The sequence below is a fragment of the Pseudomonas hygromyciniae genome (assembly GCF_016925675.1).
In the GTDB taxonomy this organism is placed as follows: domain Bacteria; phylum Pseudomonadota; class Gammaproteobacteria; order Pseudomonadales; family Pseudomonadaceae; genus Aquipseudomonas; species Aquipseudomonas hygromyciniae.
The window spans coordinates 1,851,806-1,865,689 of record NZ_CP070506.1 but is presented as its reverse complement, the minus strand read 5'-3'; the positions used below and the strand labels follow the sequence as shown (position 1 = coordinate 1,865,689).

Below are 13,884 nucleotides of genomic sequence, written 5' to 3'. Positions count from 1 at the left end.
TAATCCTGCTTACTTATTCCCCAATCCTGCAATGCACGGTGAAACAAACAGCTCGCCTTTATAGGCACCCTGCACCGTGCGCTTGCTGACAACCAGCCACATCAGCGCCAGGGCGGCGACCAGCACGCTACCGGTCACGCTGAAAAATGCCAGGTGCAAGGTGCTGCCCAGTTTCAAGGTGGTCAGGGCATACACGCCCAACGGGAAGGTAAAGCCCCACCAGCCCAGGTTGAATGGAATACCGGCGCGCAGGTAACGCAGGGTGATCAGCACCGCGATCAACATCCACCACAGCCCCAGCCCCCACAAGGTGATCCCGGCCACCAGCCCCAGGCCTGCGGCAATCTCACCGATCCCGGCAAAACCATTGGCGGCGAAGATGGCCGGCGCGTCCTGGCCCAGCAGCAACATACCCAGGGCACCGGTGCCGATCGGGCCAAGGGCCAGCCAGCTCGACGCGGCCATATTGGCGTGGGGCAGTTTATGCAGGGCCATGCGCAGCATCAGGATCGTCAGAATGCTGAATGCAACTGGCAGGGAAAATGCCCAGAGCACGTAGCTGGTCACCAGCATCACCAGTTGCGAATGGGCGTCGACGAGGTGCGGCGCCAGCAGGCCACCACTGGCGGCGGCGACTTCGGCAGCCACCACTGGCAGCAGCCAAACGGCGGTCATCTGGTCGATGCTGTGTTCCTGGCGGGTAAACATCATGAACGGGATCAGCACCCCGCACGCCAGGGCCATGGCCACGTCCAGCCACCACAGGGCTTCGGCCAATTGCACCACGCCCTCGCCCCAGCGCGGCAGGCCAAACAGCAGCAGGCCGTTGATGATGGTTGCCAGGCCCATGGGGATGGTGCCGAAGAACATCGAGACCGTGGAGTGTCCGAAAATTCGCCGCGCTTCGTCGTAGAACATCACCCAGCGCGCGGCGTACAAGGCGCTGAACAACACAAACAGGAATATCGTCAGCAACCACAGCCCTTCGGCGACGGCATAGACACCCGGCAGTTGCACCGGCAATTGCGCCAGGGCCAACGCCAGCACGCCGGTGCCCATGGTGGCGGCGAACCAGTTGGGGGTGAACTGGCGAATCACTTCCCTAGGGGCGGCCAAATGGCTGAACGGTTTGTAACTGGGGGTGATGCTATTGGGGCAGGTCATGGCTCAATCCTCTTCCTCGTATGAGGTTGAGCCCATGATAGAAGCACAACGAATATCTATATAACGGGTAATATCTCTAACTGTTATCTGTTTTACCTATATACGGCTTTGGCCGATGCTTGCGTCATCAAGCCAATCAAGGCCCCGAGCGACAATACGATCAGCACCGCACCGTAGCCGTCAGTAGTAGCGATCAAACCAAAACTGCGGGTCAGGTTACCCGCCAACAGGGTCGGCAGGCAGAACGCCAGGTAACTGAGGACGTAGAACGCCGACATCAGCCCGGCCCGCTCATGGGGCAAGGCCAGGGGAACTACGCTGCGCAGCGCGCCGAGAAAACCTGCACCAAATCCGCTGCCGGCCACCAGCGTGGCGAAGAAAAACAAGCTCAGGCTAGCGCTGTGGACCGCACCAAGGATCAGTGCGACGCCCCCGGCCAACAGACCGGCCCCCAGGCGCAGTACCTTGTCTGCCGGGCGATTGCGCAGGCTGAAAATCATCACCGCACCGCTCAAGGTCAACACCGCGACCAGGCCGCCACCGATCAGGTTGGATGTCGACCCGGTCGCCGCCCTTACCAGCGACGGCGCCAGCGACAAATAGAAACCGCCCATGGCCCACACGGCGATATCCACCGGCAGCGACAGCCACAAGGCCCGACGCGCCTGGGGCGGCACATGCAGGGTCGGCCATAGCGAGGCGAGCGCGCCAGGGATGGGGCTGACGCTTTCCGGCAGGCGCCAGACATACAGGCTCTGCAACACCATCAGCGCTAACAAGGCCCAATAGATCAACTGGGTCGGCAGCGGCGCGAACTCCACCAGTAAACTGCTGCCCATGGCGCCACAAGCCATGCCCAGCAACGGCGCGACACTGTTGACCAGCGGGCCCTGCTGGCGGTCGGTATCCAACAAGGCGGCACCGAGTACGGCGGTGGCCATGCCCGTGGCGAAACCCTGCAAGGTGCGGGCAGCGATCAGCCAGGCGACACTGTCTGCATGGATAAACAGCAGCATCGCCAGCATATTCAGGATCAGCGCGACAAAGATCACCGGCTTGCGCCCCAGGTGATCCGAAAGCGAACCGACGGTCAACAAGGCCGCCAGCAGGCTCAAGGCATAGACGCCGAAGATCAGGGTCAAGATGCCGGCGGAAAACTGCAGGCCCTCCTGGTAAAGGTGATACAACGGCGTCGGCGCGCTGGAGGCGGCGAGAAACGTCAGCAAGGTGATCGCCAGGAACACCAGGCTGGAACGGTGAGAAGTGACGCTGGGCATGGGCACGCTCCGCTAAAGCTAATATTTTGCTTTTGTGCAGTGTGCTACTGGGTCGCGCTTAAAGCAAATTCTTTGTGTTAAGGTTTTGGCATGGCGATTAAAGAAGGCCTTCGCCCGGGGGGCCGTAGTGCCCGGGTACAAGAATCAGTTCATTCGGCGGTGCGCCAGTTGCTACAGGAGCAAGAGCGCGCCAGCGTGACCGTGCCGCAAATCGCCGCACGTGCAGGGGTCACGCCGTCGACCATTTACCGGCGCTGGGGCGACCTCGCCGCCCTGCTCGCCGACGTCGCCTTGGCGCGCATGCGCCCGGACAGCGAGCCGGCCAACACCGGCAGCCTGCGCGGCGACCTGCAAGCCTGGGCCGAGCAGTACCTGGACGAGATGAGTTCGGAACCGGGGCGCAACATGATGCGCGACGTGCAGTCCAGCCAGACGCCGGGGTATTGCGTAACCATTCTGGGCGGGCAGTTGCAGGTGATCCTGGATCGTTACCAGGCTAGCGGCCAGGCATTGCCCAGCGTAGATCGGCTGATCAATCTGCTGGCGGCGCCGACGGTGTTTCGGATTTTGTTTGGCGCTGCACCGATGCGGGTCGAAGAACTGTATGAACTGATCGAAATCGCCCTGCAGCCCTGAGATAAACACAAATCCAAATGTGGGAGCAGGTTTGTGTAGGAGCGGGCTTGCCCGCTCCCACACAAGCCCGCTCCCACATTTTTAGACCTTGCTTAGGTACGCATCCCGCGCCCGCTCACCAGCAACCGCGCGCAGCCGATATACAACACCACTGTCGCCACGATCATGAAGGTGATCGCCACGCTGATCTTGATATCCGAAACCCCGAGGATCCCGTAGCGAAAGGCATTGACCATATGCAGCACCGGGTTGGCCATCGACACGGTCTGCCAGAAGGGCGGCAGCAAGGTGATCGAATAAAACACACCGCCCAGGTAAGTCAGCGGGGTCAGCACAAAGGTCGGGATGATCGAGATATCATCGAAGTTGCGCGCAAACACTGCGTTGATAAAGCCCAGCAGCGAGAAGATTGTCGCCGTCAGTACCACCACCAGGATAGTCACGCCCAGGTGATGCACCTGCAGGTCGGTGAAGAACATCGACAGCACCGTCACAATCGCCCCGACCATCAAGCCACGCAGAACGCCGCCCAGGGTGTAGCCGATCAGGATGGTGTGTGGCGATACCGGCGAGACCATCAATTCCTCAATGGAACGCTGGAACTTGCTGCCAAAGAAACTCGACACCACGTTGCCGTAGGAGTTGGTGATCACCGACATCATGATCAGCCCCGGCACGATGTACTCCATGTAAGTGAAGCCACCCATATCGCCAATCTGCCGGCCGATCAGGTTCCCGAAGATCACGAAGTACAGGACCATGGTGATCGCAGGTGGCAGCAAGGTCTGTGGCCAGATGCGCATAAAGCGCTTCACTTCGCGGTAGACGATGGTATTGAGCGCTACCAGGTTGGGTCGGAACTCGGAATTCATACCGCCACCTTCGCCAGATTCTTCTCCACCAGGGACACGAACAACTCCTCAAGGCGATTGGTTTTGTTACGCAGGCTCAACACTTCAATATTCTGCAAAGCCAACTGGCTGAACAGCGCGGTGATGCCCACGGCTTTATCAACCTGGACTTCCAGCGTATGGCTGTCTACCAGGCGGGTCGGGTAGCCAATCAACTGCGGCGGCACCGACAGGTTGTTCTTAAGGTCCAGCAGGAACGTCTCCACATGCAACTGGCCCAGCAGGTTGCGCATGCTGGTGTTCTCGACAATGGTGCCGTGGTCGATGATGCCGATGTTGCGGCACAACTGTTCAGCCTCTTCCAGGTAATGGGTGGTGAGGATGATGGTGATGCCTTTCTGGTTCAGTTCGGTGAGAAAGGTCCACATCGAGCGACGTAACTCAATGTCCACCCCCGCCGTCGGTTCGTCGAGGATCAGCAGGCGTGGCTCGTGCACCAGGGCACGGGCGATCATCAGGCGCCGCTTCATGCCGCCGGACAGGGAACGTGATGGCACGTCGCGCTTGTCCCACAACCCCAACTGGGTCAGGTACTGCTCGGCGCGCTCCTTGGCGATCTTCGGCGGGATGCCATAGTAACCGGCCTGGGTCACCACGATATCGAAGGTCTTTTCAAACTGGTTGAAGTTGAACTCCTGGGGTACCACGCCAATGCTGCGCTTGAGCGCGGCCGGGGATTTATCCAGGTCATGGCCAAAGATACTCACCGTGCCACTGGTCTTGTTGACCAGGGTCGACAGAATGCCGATGGTGGTGGATTTGCCGGCACCGTTGGGGCCGAGCAATGCGAAAAAATCACCTTCGGCGACATCCAGATCGATACCACTCAGGGCCTGGAAACCGTTGCCGTAGGTTTTGGTTAGCTGCCGGATGGACAGAGCGGAACTCATATCGGATTACGCACCAAGGAAGGGAATAGAAAGAATAGATAAGGGCGTGCGCTAAGTAATACAACTGCGGCGCACGGCAAGCATGGTGCTTGCCCGCGCCGCACAAGTACAGTCACCTGTATTAATAGTCAGTATTAAGTCAACGCGGTCATAACCGCTTTTTGATAGGCCGGACGTTGCTGCAAACGCTGGTACCACGCCTCCAGATGGGGCATCGCCGGGCGTTCGATCGGCATCTCGAACCAGGCGTAAATAAAGCTGCCCAAGGGAATATCACCCATGCCGATGTCGGTACCGGACAGGTAAGGCTGCTCGGCCAGGGCCTGGTCCACGGTGTTCAACACCTCGATACATGCCTTGCGCCCGGCATGGATGTTGTCCCAGTTCTGTTGCTCGGCCGGGGTCCGCAGAATGCCCCAGAACACCGTCTTGAACGGTTCGGCAAAGGTCGAAGTGGTCCAATCCATCCACTTCTCGGCGTTGGCTCGCGCCTGTAGATCCGTGGGGTACCAGCTCGATGCCTGTTTGGCGCAGAGGTAACGCACGATGGTGTTGGACTCCCACAACACGAACTCGCCGTCCTCAATCATTGGCACCCGGCCGTTAGGGTTCAACGCCCGATATTGCGGCGTATCGACCACGCCAAAGGCCCCGCCCGCATCAATTGCCTCATAGTCCAGGCCGAGTTCCTCGGCGCACCACAGTGCCTTCCTGACGTTTGATGAATTTTTACGACCCCAGATCTTCAGCATGACCGCCTCCCAGTGGATGAATGCCGCAGCAGCATACGCCGGTTCAGCCGCGACTCAAATCGCTCTGCATATCGCCTAGCAATTGCGGCGACTGCTCGCCAAACAGGTGCGGGTAACATTTCTCAAGGTGGGCAAAGAAGAATTCCTCGGGCACCTCGGCAAATTGCCCATGGTCCAGCACGTACTCCATGGAGCGCTGTCCCTGGCGGTTGAATGGGTGGAACACGCTGTCGTTGATTCCGTCAAAATCCAGGGGTGGCACATCGAACAATTCGCACAGTTGGCTGTTGAACGCTGGCGTGGCCTTGACCCAGCGCCCGTGCAGATACAGTTCGGTGTAGCCATGCATGGCGAACACATCACTCTTGAGCAACTCGATCAGGCGCGGCGTCGATAAATGATTACGCACGTCCGCCAGGCCAATACGCGACGCTATGCCGCAATGCCGGGCGCAAGCGGCCAGCAGGGTGGCCTTGGGCACGCAATAACTCTGCCCGGTGGCCAGCGCGTAACTGCCTGCCAGGGTTTGCGGATCGCGGCTGAAGGTGTAAGGGTTGTAGCGCACCGCTTCGCGCACGGCGTAATACAGACTGACTGCCTGGTCACGGGGATCGCGGCTTGAACCGCGATTTTTTTCGGCGAACTCCACCACCGCAGGGTGGTCACTATCGATGAAGCGGCTGGGACTCAAGTACGCATTCATGGGGATTTTCTCCGAGGCGAGCCTGGAGTCTAACCACAGGCCCGACCGAGGGATAACGACGATTCGGCCAAATGTCGGCGCCTGCTGCCTGTGACTGGAGAGCATTTCCCGCCACACCACGTAACACCCTCAGGCACCGCTTTGCCGGATGCCGGCTAAGCTCTGAGGGTGTTTCTGCCCCTGGTTTCACGGAGGATTGAATATGCTGTTGTTGTGGATACTGGTTCTGGTGCTCGGCATTGCCTACCTGGCACACCGTCGCACCGCGCCCCTGCCCGCCCTGGGTGTGGTCGCCGTCTATCTGTTGGCGATGGGCGCCTTCAGCCATGCACCGGGCTGGCTGCTGCTGGTGTTCTGGGTCCTGCTGGCGGCAATCGCCGCACCGCTGCTGCTGCCCGACCTGCGCCGCCAGTATTTCACCGCACCGCTGTTCAACTGGTTCCAGAAAGTCTTGCCGCCAATGTCCGAGACCGAGCGCGATGCCATCGACGCCGGTACCGTGTGGTGGGACGGCGAACTGTTCAGCGGTCGCCCCGACTGGGACAAGTTGCTGGCCTACCCCAAGGCGCAATTGACCGAAGAAGAACAGGCCTTTATCGACGGCCCCACCGAAGAGCTGTGCGCCATGGTCACCGACTGGGAAATCGGCCAGGCCATGGACCTGCCGGCGGCGGCCTGGGACCATATCAAGCAACATGGCTTCTTTGCCCTGATCATTCCCAAGGAGTTCGGTGGCAAGGGCTTTTCGGCCTACGCCCACTCCCAGGTTGCAATGAAACTGGCAACCCGCAGCGGCGACCTCGCCTCCACCGTGATGGTCCCCAACTCCCTGGGCCCGGCCGAACTGCTGCTGCACTACGGCACCGACGAACAACGCAACCACTACCTGCCACGCCTGGCCCGTGGCGATGATATTCCGTGCTTTGCCCTGACTGGCCCGCTGGCCGGTTCCGATGCCGGCGCGATGCCCGACACCGGGGTGATCTGCAAAGGCGAATGGGAAGGCAAGGAAACCCTCGGCCTGCGCCTGAACTGGGAAAAACGCTATATCACCCTGGGGCCGGTCGCGACCCTGCTCGGCCTGGCCTTCAAGGCCCATGACCCGGATCACCTGCTGGGTGACGAAGAAGACTTGGGCATCAGTCTGGCGCTGATCCCAACCGACACCCCTGGCGTGGAAATCGGACGCCGTCACCTACCCCTGGGCGCCGCGTTCATGAACGGCCCCAACTCCGGCAAAGACGTATTCATTCCCCTGGACTTCCTGATCGGCGGCCAGGAGATGCTCGGCAAGGGCTGGATGATGCTGATGAACTGCCTGTCGGTTGGCCGTTCGATTTCCCTGCCGGCGGTGGGCACTGGTGCGGCCAAGTTCACCAGCCTGGTGACTGGCCAGTACGCCCAGGTGCGCGAGCAGTTCAACGTGCCACTTTCCGCCTTCGAAGGCATCCAGGAAGCCCTGGCCCGTATCGGCGGCAATGCCTGGCTGATGGACAGCGCGCGAATGCTCACCGCCAATGCCGTCGACCTGGGGGAAAAACCCTCGGTGCTCTCGGCGATCCTCAAGTACCACCTGACCGAACGCGGCCGCGAATGCATCAGCCACGCCATGGACGTGCACGGCGGTAAGGGCATCATCATGGGCCCCAACAACTATCTGGGCCGCAGTTGGCAAGGGGCGCCGATTTTCATCACTGTGGAAGGTGCGAATATCCTGTCGCGCAACCTGATGATCTTCGGCCAGGGCGCGATCCGCTGCCACCCGTTCGTGCTCAAGGAAATGGCCCTGGCCGGTCGTGAAGACCGCGACCAGGCACTCAAGGAGTTCGATGGCCTGTTGATGCAGCATATCGGCTTTGCCGTAAGCAACGCCGCCAGCACCCTGGTGTTGAACCTGGGTCTGGGCCATTTCGAAAAAGCTCCGGGCAACCGTTTGAGCCAGGGCTACTTCCGCGCGCTCAATCGCCAAGCCGCAGCATTTGCCCTGCTGGCGGACCTGAGCATGATGCTGCTGGGGGGCGAGTTGAAACGTCGCGAACGCCTGTCGGCACGGCTCGGGGATGTGCTCAGTCATATGTACCTGGCCTCGGCGGCGCTCAAGCGTTACCACGACCTCGACTCCCCGGACCATCTGGAGCCGCTGTTTGCCTGGGCCATGGAAGAAAGCCTTGGCCAGTCGGAGCGCGCGCTGGATGAGTTGCTCAGCAACTTCCCCAACAAAGTGCTGGGCTGCCTGATGCGGGTCATCGTGTTCCCGTTCGGTCGCCGCCATAAAGGCCCATCCGATGCACTGGACGCCGAAGTCGCGGCGGTGATTGGACGCGCCAAGGGCGATCCGACCCTCGAAGAGCTGCTGGCAGGCTGCTACCGTCCACAGTCGGCGGAAGACCCGGTCGGCGCGCTGCAACATGCCTACGACCTGCTGGGTGCCAGCCATCCGTTGCAAAAAACACTGCACGCCGCCCTCAAGAGCGGGCAGGTCAAGCCACGGGCCGGGGAACACGCCATCGATGCCGCACTGGAAGCTGGCGTGCTGCAACCGGCTGAAGCACAAACCCTGCGGGACGCGGAAGCTGCGCGGCGCAAGGTGATCGACGTGGATGACTTCAGCAAAGAGGAGTTGGCCCAGGCACCTGGCCGAGTCCGCTGATACCGGCGGTCATATAAAAGCGGGCGCGAGAGCTATATACTCTCGCGCCCGTTTTTGCTTTTGAGGACTTACTCTCGTGTCCAACGTCGTTGCCGATCATCTCGTCTTGCTCGACCACCTGCGCAGTATCCTGGTTGCCGTCGGCGAAGCCGAACAGGTTCCCGAGGAAAGCCACGCTTTGTTCCTGGAACGCTTTGATGAGCTGCGGGCCATGCTGCCCATCGACCCGATCGAAAGCCAATACCTGGGCCAGGACATGATGAGCCAGGTCATCCTGCGCTACCCGCAGATTGCCCATCTGGTACCGCGCGACTTGCTCTGGTTCTTCGGCGGTGACTGCCTGCACTTCATGCCTGACGATGAACTGGACCTGTACCAAGCCCTGGAAGAACGCCGCTTCGAAGCCGAACAGAATGACGAGCCGTTCGACTGGAACCAGGAAAAGCAATTGCTGGCCATGTCCAACGACCAGCCCAAGCACTGATCCCGAACACACTGAATATCAAATGTGAGAGCGGGCTTGTGTGGGAGCGGGCTTGCCCGCGATAGCGGTGTATCAGTCAACCAATGTATCGACTGACACTCAGCCATCGCGGGCAAGCCCGCTCCCACATTTTCGACCGTGCCCCTACCGCCGGCGCAATGTCGGCTCCCTGGCCATGCACTCCACCAGATAATCGATAAACACCCGCAGTTTCGGCGGCAGGTACCGCGTGGGTGAATGCAGCAACCAGGCATCCCCATGGTACGAGGCAATGAAATCCCATTGCGCCAGCACCTGCACCAACCGCCCCTCCTCCAAGGCATGCCGAGCAGTGAAATACGGCAGGCTGCCAATCCCCACATCCTGCAGCACTGCATCCAACCGTACCCCGGTGTGATTGGCCGCATAGCGACCGCGCACGCCCACCGTCACTGTCTTGCCAGCCTGGCGGAATTTCCAGCGCGCATCCCCGGGGGTTTCGCCCAGGTAGATACAACTGTGCTCCAGCAAGTCATGGGGATGCAGCGGCGTGCCATGGGCAGCCAGATACTGCGGCGTGGCACACAGCAGATGCTCGATAGGCAGTAACTGGCGCCCTACCAACCCTGGCGGCGGGCTATCGGTGATACGGATGCTCAGGTCGACATTGTCATCAATCAAATCCACCTGCCGATCTTCGAGGATCAACTGCACATCGACCTTGGGATAACGCCGCAGAAACTCCGGCATATGCGGATGCACCACAAACCGCCCCACTGCCTTGGGCACGCTGACACGCACCAGCCCTTCGGCCTCGTGGGTGTACTGGCCACTGACTTCCATCACAGAGCGCGCCGCATTGACCATCTCCTGGCAGCGTTTGAAGACTTCTTCGCCACCTTCGCTCAAGCGCAATTTGCGTGTGGTGCGTTGCAACAGCCGCGTAGCCAGGGCCTTTTCCAGCCGCGAGATGCTGCGACTCACCGCCGATGGCGAAGCCCCCAGTTGGCGTGCCGCCTCAGAGAAGCTGCCGGCTTCCACCACTTTGACGAAAATCGCCATTTCGCCCAGCAGCGGCAAAGGAAGATTGATGCTCATGACGCACAAGTCCATTGAGATTTCAGCGGATTATCACTCATTGACGCACTACTTATACTGCTGCGTAGAACCCTGATACGGATGTAGACGATGACCCAGCGCCTGTTTTTTACCCATGACCACCTGGTTGCCGATGTTGATGTGCTGGAGTGCACGCCCGTTGAGCAGCAGTTTGCGGTGGTCCTGCAGTCCACCATTTTCCACCCCCAAGGTGGCGGCCAGCCCTTTGATACGGGCAGGCTGGGAGACAGCAACGTGTTGAAAGTGGTGCAGGAAGCAGAGCGCATCGTGCACTACGTTGACCAGCCCGTCGCACTTGGGCCCGTGCAAGCGCGGGTCGACGGCCAACGTCGCACCCTGCATACACGCCTGCATTCTGCCGGGCACTTGATCGGCAATGCTGGTGAAACCCTGGGCTGGATGCCGATCAAGGCCCACCACTGGCCCGGTGAAGGCAAGATCAGTTTTATCCGTGGGGAATCGGCCCAAGACATGCAAGCTGATGCCTTGCAGGAACAGGTCAACCAATGGATCGGCACCGACCTGCCACGCCATATGACGCTGGACGGCGACACCAGGGAAGTCGGTTTTGGTGACCTGCCGCCCTACGCCTGCGGCGGCACTCACGTACAAGCCCTCGCGCAAGTCGGGCAGGTCACGATCCTCGGCCTGTCGGAGAAAAAGGGCACGCTGTCGGTGCGCTACAGCCTGGACTGACAGACTGATGGCGGGCGGCGTTTTCTTATTGAGATAGGACATCACCCTGCCGGAGGGCTCCCCTCCGGCGTGTGGGTGGTGCTAGTGTGTGAAAATGTTTCCGACATAAAAATCGGAAACATCCTACTCACCGCCTGCAAAGGAATGCCCCAGCAATGGACTTCTCCCTCAAGCACTTGGCCGCCGCCACCCTGATGGTCGCCAGCCTGTCTTCAATTAGCGTGTCTGCCGTCGCCAGCATCAACCCGCAACAGAGCGCGACTATTCTCAAAACTCTGAATGACGCCTCGATCAAGGACTTCCGTACATTCCTCGGCAACCTAGGCAAAAGCGACGTGGCGAAATCCGCCAATCTTGGCCCGGCCATCACTGTCTTTCTCGACAACAAGACGCTGACCGCCGAGCAACAGAACGATATCCATCGCCTGCTAGGCCTCTATGCCCGGGTGAAATACGGTGCAGCCGCCACCGAAACCCTGCGCGAGTTGGTGGCCATCCCGACCTTCCAGGTTGAGGGTGTTGCCCAGCACGACAACCCCGAATTCAAAAAGATTGCCGAAAAAATCAAGGCCCTGGCGCAGTCCTTCAACCTGAACTTTCGCAATGTCGATGATCGCGTCTACGAAATTTCCCTGGAAGGTGCCGGCGATCAAGTGGTCGGCATTCACGCCCACGCCGACGTGGTACCGGTGACCCCGGAAAACTGGGTCCTGGCCGACGGCACGCGCCTCGACCCGTTCAAGGTCACACTGATTGGCGATCGCATGTATGGCCGCGGCACCGAAGATGACAAGAACGGTATCGTGGTAACGCTGTATGCGATGAAGGTGATCAAGGAAGAAAACCTGCCACTGGCACGCAATTTCAAGTTACTGGTGGACACCACCGAAGAAACCACCGGCGACGCCATCCCCTACTACTTTGAACACAACCCAACGCCGAACTACAACCTAGCACTGGATGGCGGCTACCCGGTCGTCATCGCCGAGAAAGGTTATGGCACGGTCACGGCGACCTTTGCCAAGCGCAAGGCCGATGGCAAGGGCGCCGAAATCATCGCCATGACCGGCGGCCTGGCGACCAACCAGATTCCTTCGGCATCAGTGGCCACATTGCGCAGCGACAAACCCTGCCGAGTTGGCCGCCAACCTTCAGCAGGCCGGCGTTGCGTTCGCCAAGGCCCATGGTGGCGATTTCAAAGTAGATGCCAAGGTCGTCGGCAAAGACGTCAAGCTAACCGTTACCGGGGTGTCGGCCCACTCTTCCGAGCCCGAATCCGGTATCAACCCGGTGGCGCGAATGCTGGTCTTTATCAACAGCCTGGACGGCAAGGTTGCACTCAAGCACAACGAGATCACCGACGCCGCACGCTACGCCGCCGACAACTGGGGCCTGGATTACTTGGGTGGCAAATTGGGCGTGGGCTTTTCCGACGCGTTTATGGGGCCGCTGACCACCTCCCTGACGTTTGTGGGCATGGACGACAAGGCCTTCAAGCTGGCGGTCAACCTGCGGGTACCAAAAGGCAAATCCCCGGAAACGCTCAAGCAAGAGATCGCCGACAAGCTCAGCGCCTGGAGCCAAAAGACCCATATTGCGCCCGCTTTCGATTACTCGGTCGCCGCGCCGATGTATCGCAACCCCGAGGGCGAATGGGTCAAGGCGCTGCTGGCCGTATCCACGGAAAACCTGGGAATGAAGCCAGAGTTCGGTACCTCGGCCGGCGCAACGTCGGTGCATGACCTGCCCAACGGCGTGCAATTCGGCCTGGCCCGACCGGAGGTCAAGTACACCGGGCACACCGACAACGAGTTCAAGACCACCGAGCAGTTCCTGCTGGACCTGCAGATTGTCACCGAAATGATGGGGCGTATCGGGCAGCTGCCGAAACTCTGAGCCAACGCTTGGCCCCGCTGTTGCAGCGGGGCCATTGGGTGCGGGCTTAAATTCCGGACAAACAAAAACGCCGATCATCTCTGATCGGCGTTTTTGTTGAATATGGAGCGGGAAACGAGACTCGAACTCGCGACCCCGACCTTGGCAAGGTCGTGCTCTACCAACTGAGCTATTCCCGCAAATGGCGTCCCCTAGGGGACTCGAACCCCTGTTACCGCCGTGAAAGGGCGGTGTCCTAGGCCACTAGACGAAGGGGACACGCTAACTGAAACACATGGTGTGTATTCCAGTGCCCAGAGGCCTTGTCCGAAGACTTGGTCCTGGTTTCACTCAGTGCCGCCCGAAAGCCACACTGTTTAAAAATGGAGCGGGAAACGAGACTCGAACTCGCGACCCCGACCTTGGCAAGGTCGTGCTCTACCAACTGAGCTATTCCCGCAATGGCGTCCCCTAGGGGACTCGAACCCCTGTTACCGCCGTGAAAGGGCGGTGTCCTAGGCCACTAGACGAAGGGGACACACGTACAACATTCACTCCCTACCGCGTTTCGCTGTGTGCTTTACGCTGTAAGTGGCGCGCATTCTATGGATGGATTGAAAGGTCGTCAACCCCCAAGGATAAATTTATTTAAATCAATGACTTCGCCCAGCTTTACAGGCACTGCCGGGGTTTCTCGCCGTCCAGGCTTTGACGCCTATATTCTGGCGCCCGACAAGACGTTATAGTC

Annotated in this window: 11 protein-coding genes, 4 tRNA genes and 1 pseudogene; 5 read left to right on the top strand and 11 right to left on the bottom strand. The window is 60.0% G+C overall.

Annotation, left to right across the window (positions count from 1 at the left end; translation table 11 throughout):
- Nucleotides 1-9: 9 nt before the first annotated feature.
- Complete coding sequence (locus JTY93_RS08290) at nt 10-1,164, bottom strand: TDT family transporter (protein ID WP_205475552.1); 1,155 nt, start codon at nt 1,162-1,164, stop codon at nt 10-12.
- Nucleotides 1,165-1,256: 92 nt separating this feature from the next.
- Complete coding sequence (locus JTY93_RS08285) at nt 1,257-2,441, bottom strand: MFS transporter (protein ID WP_205475553.1); 1,185 nt, start codon at nt 2,439-2,441, stop codon at nt 1,257-1,259.
- Nucleotides 2,442-2,531: 90 nt separating this feature from the next.
- Here JTY93_RS08285 and JTY93_RS08280 point away from each other — a divergent pair, with 90 nt between their 5' ends.
- Nucleotides 2,532-3,077, top strand: coding sequence for a TetR/AcrR family transcriptional regulator (locus tag JTY93_RS08280; protein WP_205475554.1), 546 nt, complete (start codon nt 2,532-2,534; stop codon nt 3,075-3,077).
- A gap of 92 nt (nt 3,078-3,169) precedes the next feature.
- On the opposite strand, the gene JTY93_RS08275 is transcribed toward JTY93_RS08280, so the two are convergent.
- From JTY93_RS08275 to JTY93_RS08260, 4 genes are all read right to left on the bottom strand, one after another.
- Nucleotides 3,170-3,949, bottom strand: coding sequence for an ABC transporter permease (locus JTY93_RS08275; protein WP_169994254.1), 780 nt, complete (start codon nt 3,947-3,949; stop codon nt 3,170-3,172).
- The gene (locus JTY93_RS08270; protein WP_169994257.1) at nt 3,946-4,878 is read right to left on the bottom strand and encodes an ABC transporter ATP-binding protein; all 933 of its coding nucleotides are present in this window, start codon (nt 4,876-4,878) and stop codon (nt 3,946-3,948) included. Before JTY93_RS08270 ends, JTY93_RS08275 begins: the two co-directional genes overlap by 4 nt.
- Before the next feature lie 134 nt (nt 4,879-5,012).
- On the bottom strand, nt 5,013-5,630 hold the full coding sequence (locus JTY93_RS08265) for a glutathione S-transferase family protein (RefSeq protein ID WP_205475555.1): 618 nt from the start codon (nt 5,628-5,630) through the stop codon (nt 5,013-5,015).
- A 43-nt stretch (nt 5,631-5,673) separates the two neighbouring features.
- On the bottom strand, nt 5,674-6,333 hold the full coding sequence (locus JTY93_RS08260; protein ID WP_205475556.1) for a transglutaminase-like domain-containing protein: 660 nt from the start codon (nt 6,331-6,333) through the stop codon (nt 5,674-5,676).
- Nucleotides 6,334-6,535: 202 nt separating this feature from the next.
- Here JTY93_RS08260 and JTY93_RS08255 point away from each other — a divergent pair, with 202 nt between their 5' ends.
- Both JTY93_RS08255 and JTY93_RS08250 read left to right on the top strand, forming a co-directional pair.
- Complete coding sequence (locus JTY93_RS08255) at nt 6,536-8,983, top strand: acyl-CoA dehydrogenase (protein ID WP_205475557.1); 2,448 nt, start codon at nt 6,536-6,538, stop codon at nt 8,981-8,983.
- Nucleotides 8,984-9,059: 76 nt separating this feature from the next.
- Entirely contained in the window at nt 9,060-9,467 is a 408-nt protein-coding gene (locus tag JTY93_RS08250) for a PA2817 family protein (RefSeq protein ID WP_099168779.1), read from the top strand.
- 144 nt (nt 9,468-9,611) lie between these two features.
- Here the strand turns inward: JTY93_RS08250 and JTY93_RS08245 are convergent, their stop codons facing one another.
- The gene (locus JTY93_RS08245) at nt 9,612-10,544 is read right to left on the bottom strand and encodes a LysR family transcriptional regulator (protein ID WP_205475558.1); all 933 of its coding nucleotides are present in this window, start codon (nt 10,542-10,544) and stop codon (nt 9,612-9,614) included.
- Between the two features lie 90 nt (nt 10,545-10,634).
- Between JTY93_RS08245 and JTY93_RS08240 the strand changes: the two genes are divergently transcribed.
- Together JTY93_RS08240 and JTY93_RS08235 are read left to right on the top strand one after the other, a co-directional pair.
- The gene (locus JTY93_RS08240; RefSeq protein WP_205475559.1) at nt 10,635-11,261 is read left to right on the top strand and encodes an alanyl-tRNA editing protein; all 627 of its coding nucleotides are present in this window, start codon (nt 10,635-10,637) and stop codon (nt 11,259-11,261) included.
- Between the two features lie 155 nt (nt 11,262-11,416).
- Nucleotides 11,417-13,157: pseudogene (locus JTY93_RS08235) on the top strand (dipeptidase).
- A gap of 103 nt (nt 13,158-13,260) precedes the next feature.
- Here the strand turns inward: JTY93_RS08235 and JTY93_RS08230 are convergent.
- The 4 genes from JTY93_RS08230 to JTY93_RS08215 all read right to left on the bottom strand — a co-directional run bounded on the left by JTY93_RS08230 (nt 13,261) and on the right by JTY93_RS08215 (nt 13,674).
- Nucleotides 13,261-13,336 (bottom strand) — tRNA-Gly (locus tag JTY93_RS08230).
- Between the two features lie 3 nt (nt 13,337-13,339).
- Nucleotides 13,340-13,415, bottom strand: a tRNA-Glu gene (locus JTY93_RS08225).
- A 105-nt stretch (nt 13,416-13,520) separates the two neighbouring features.
- Nucleotides 13,521-13,596 (bottom strand) — tRNA-Gly (locus JTY93_RS08220).
- A gap of 2 nt (nt 13,597-13,598) precedes the next feature.
- A tRNA-Glu gene (locus JTY93_RS08215) sits at nt 13,599-13,674 on the bottom strand.
- Between the last annotated feature and the right edge of the window lie 210 nt (nt 13,675-13,884).

What these genes read in the sequence shown, in the direction of transcription:
- JTY93_RS08290 (WP_205475552.1), bottom strand. Translation starts at nt 1,164, where the DNA reads ATGACCTGCCCCAATAGCATCACCCCCAGTTACAAACCGTTCAGCCAT.
- JTY93_RS08285 (WP_205475553.1), bottom strand. Translation starts at nt 2,441, where the DNA reads ATGCCCAGCGTCACTTCTCACCGTTCCAGCCTGGTGTTCCTGGCGATC.
- JTY93_RS08280 (WP_205475554.1), top strand. Translation starts at nt 2,532, where the DNA reads ATGGCGATTAAAGAAGGCCTTCGCCCGGGGGGCCGTAGTGCCCGGGTA.
- JTY93_RS08275 (WP_169994254.1), bottom strand. Translation starts at nt 3,949, where the DNA reads ATGAATTCCGAGTTCCGACCCAACCTGGTAGCGCTCAATACCATCGTC.
- JTY93_RS08270 (WP_169994257.1), bottom strand. Translation starts at nt 4,878, where the DNA reads ATGAGTTCCGCTCTGTCCATCCGGCAGCTAACCAAAACCTACGGCAAC.
- JTY93_RS08265 (WP_205475555.1), bottom strand. Translation starts at nt 5,630, where the DNA reads ATGCTGAAGATCTGGGGTCGTAAAAATTCATCAAACGTCAGGAAGGCA.
- JTY93_RS08260 (WP_205475556.1), bottom strand. Translation starts at nt 6,333, where the DNA reads ATGAATGCGTACTTGAGTCCCAGCCGCTTCATCGATAGTGACCACCCT.
- JTY93_RS08255 (WP_205475557.1), top strand. Translation starts at nt 6,536, where the DNA reads ATGCTGTTGTTGTGGATACTGGTTCTGGTGCTCGGCATTGCCTACCTG.
- JTY93_RS08245 (WP_205475558.1), bottom strand. Translation starts at nt 10,544, where the DNA reads ATGAGCATCAATCTTCCTTTGCCGCTGCTGGGCGAAATGGCGATTTTC.
- JTY93_RS08240 (WP_205475559.1), top strand. Translation starts at nt 10,635, where the DNA reads ATGACCCAGCGCCTGTTTTTTACCCATGACCACCTGGTTGCCGATGTT.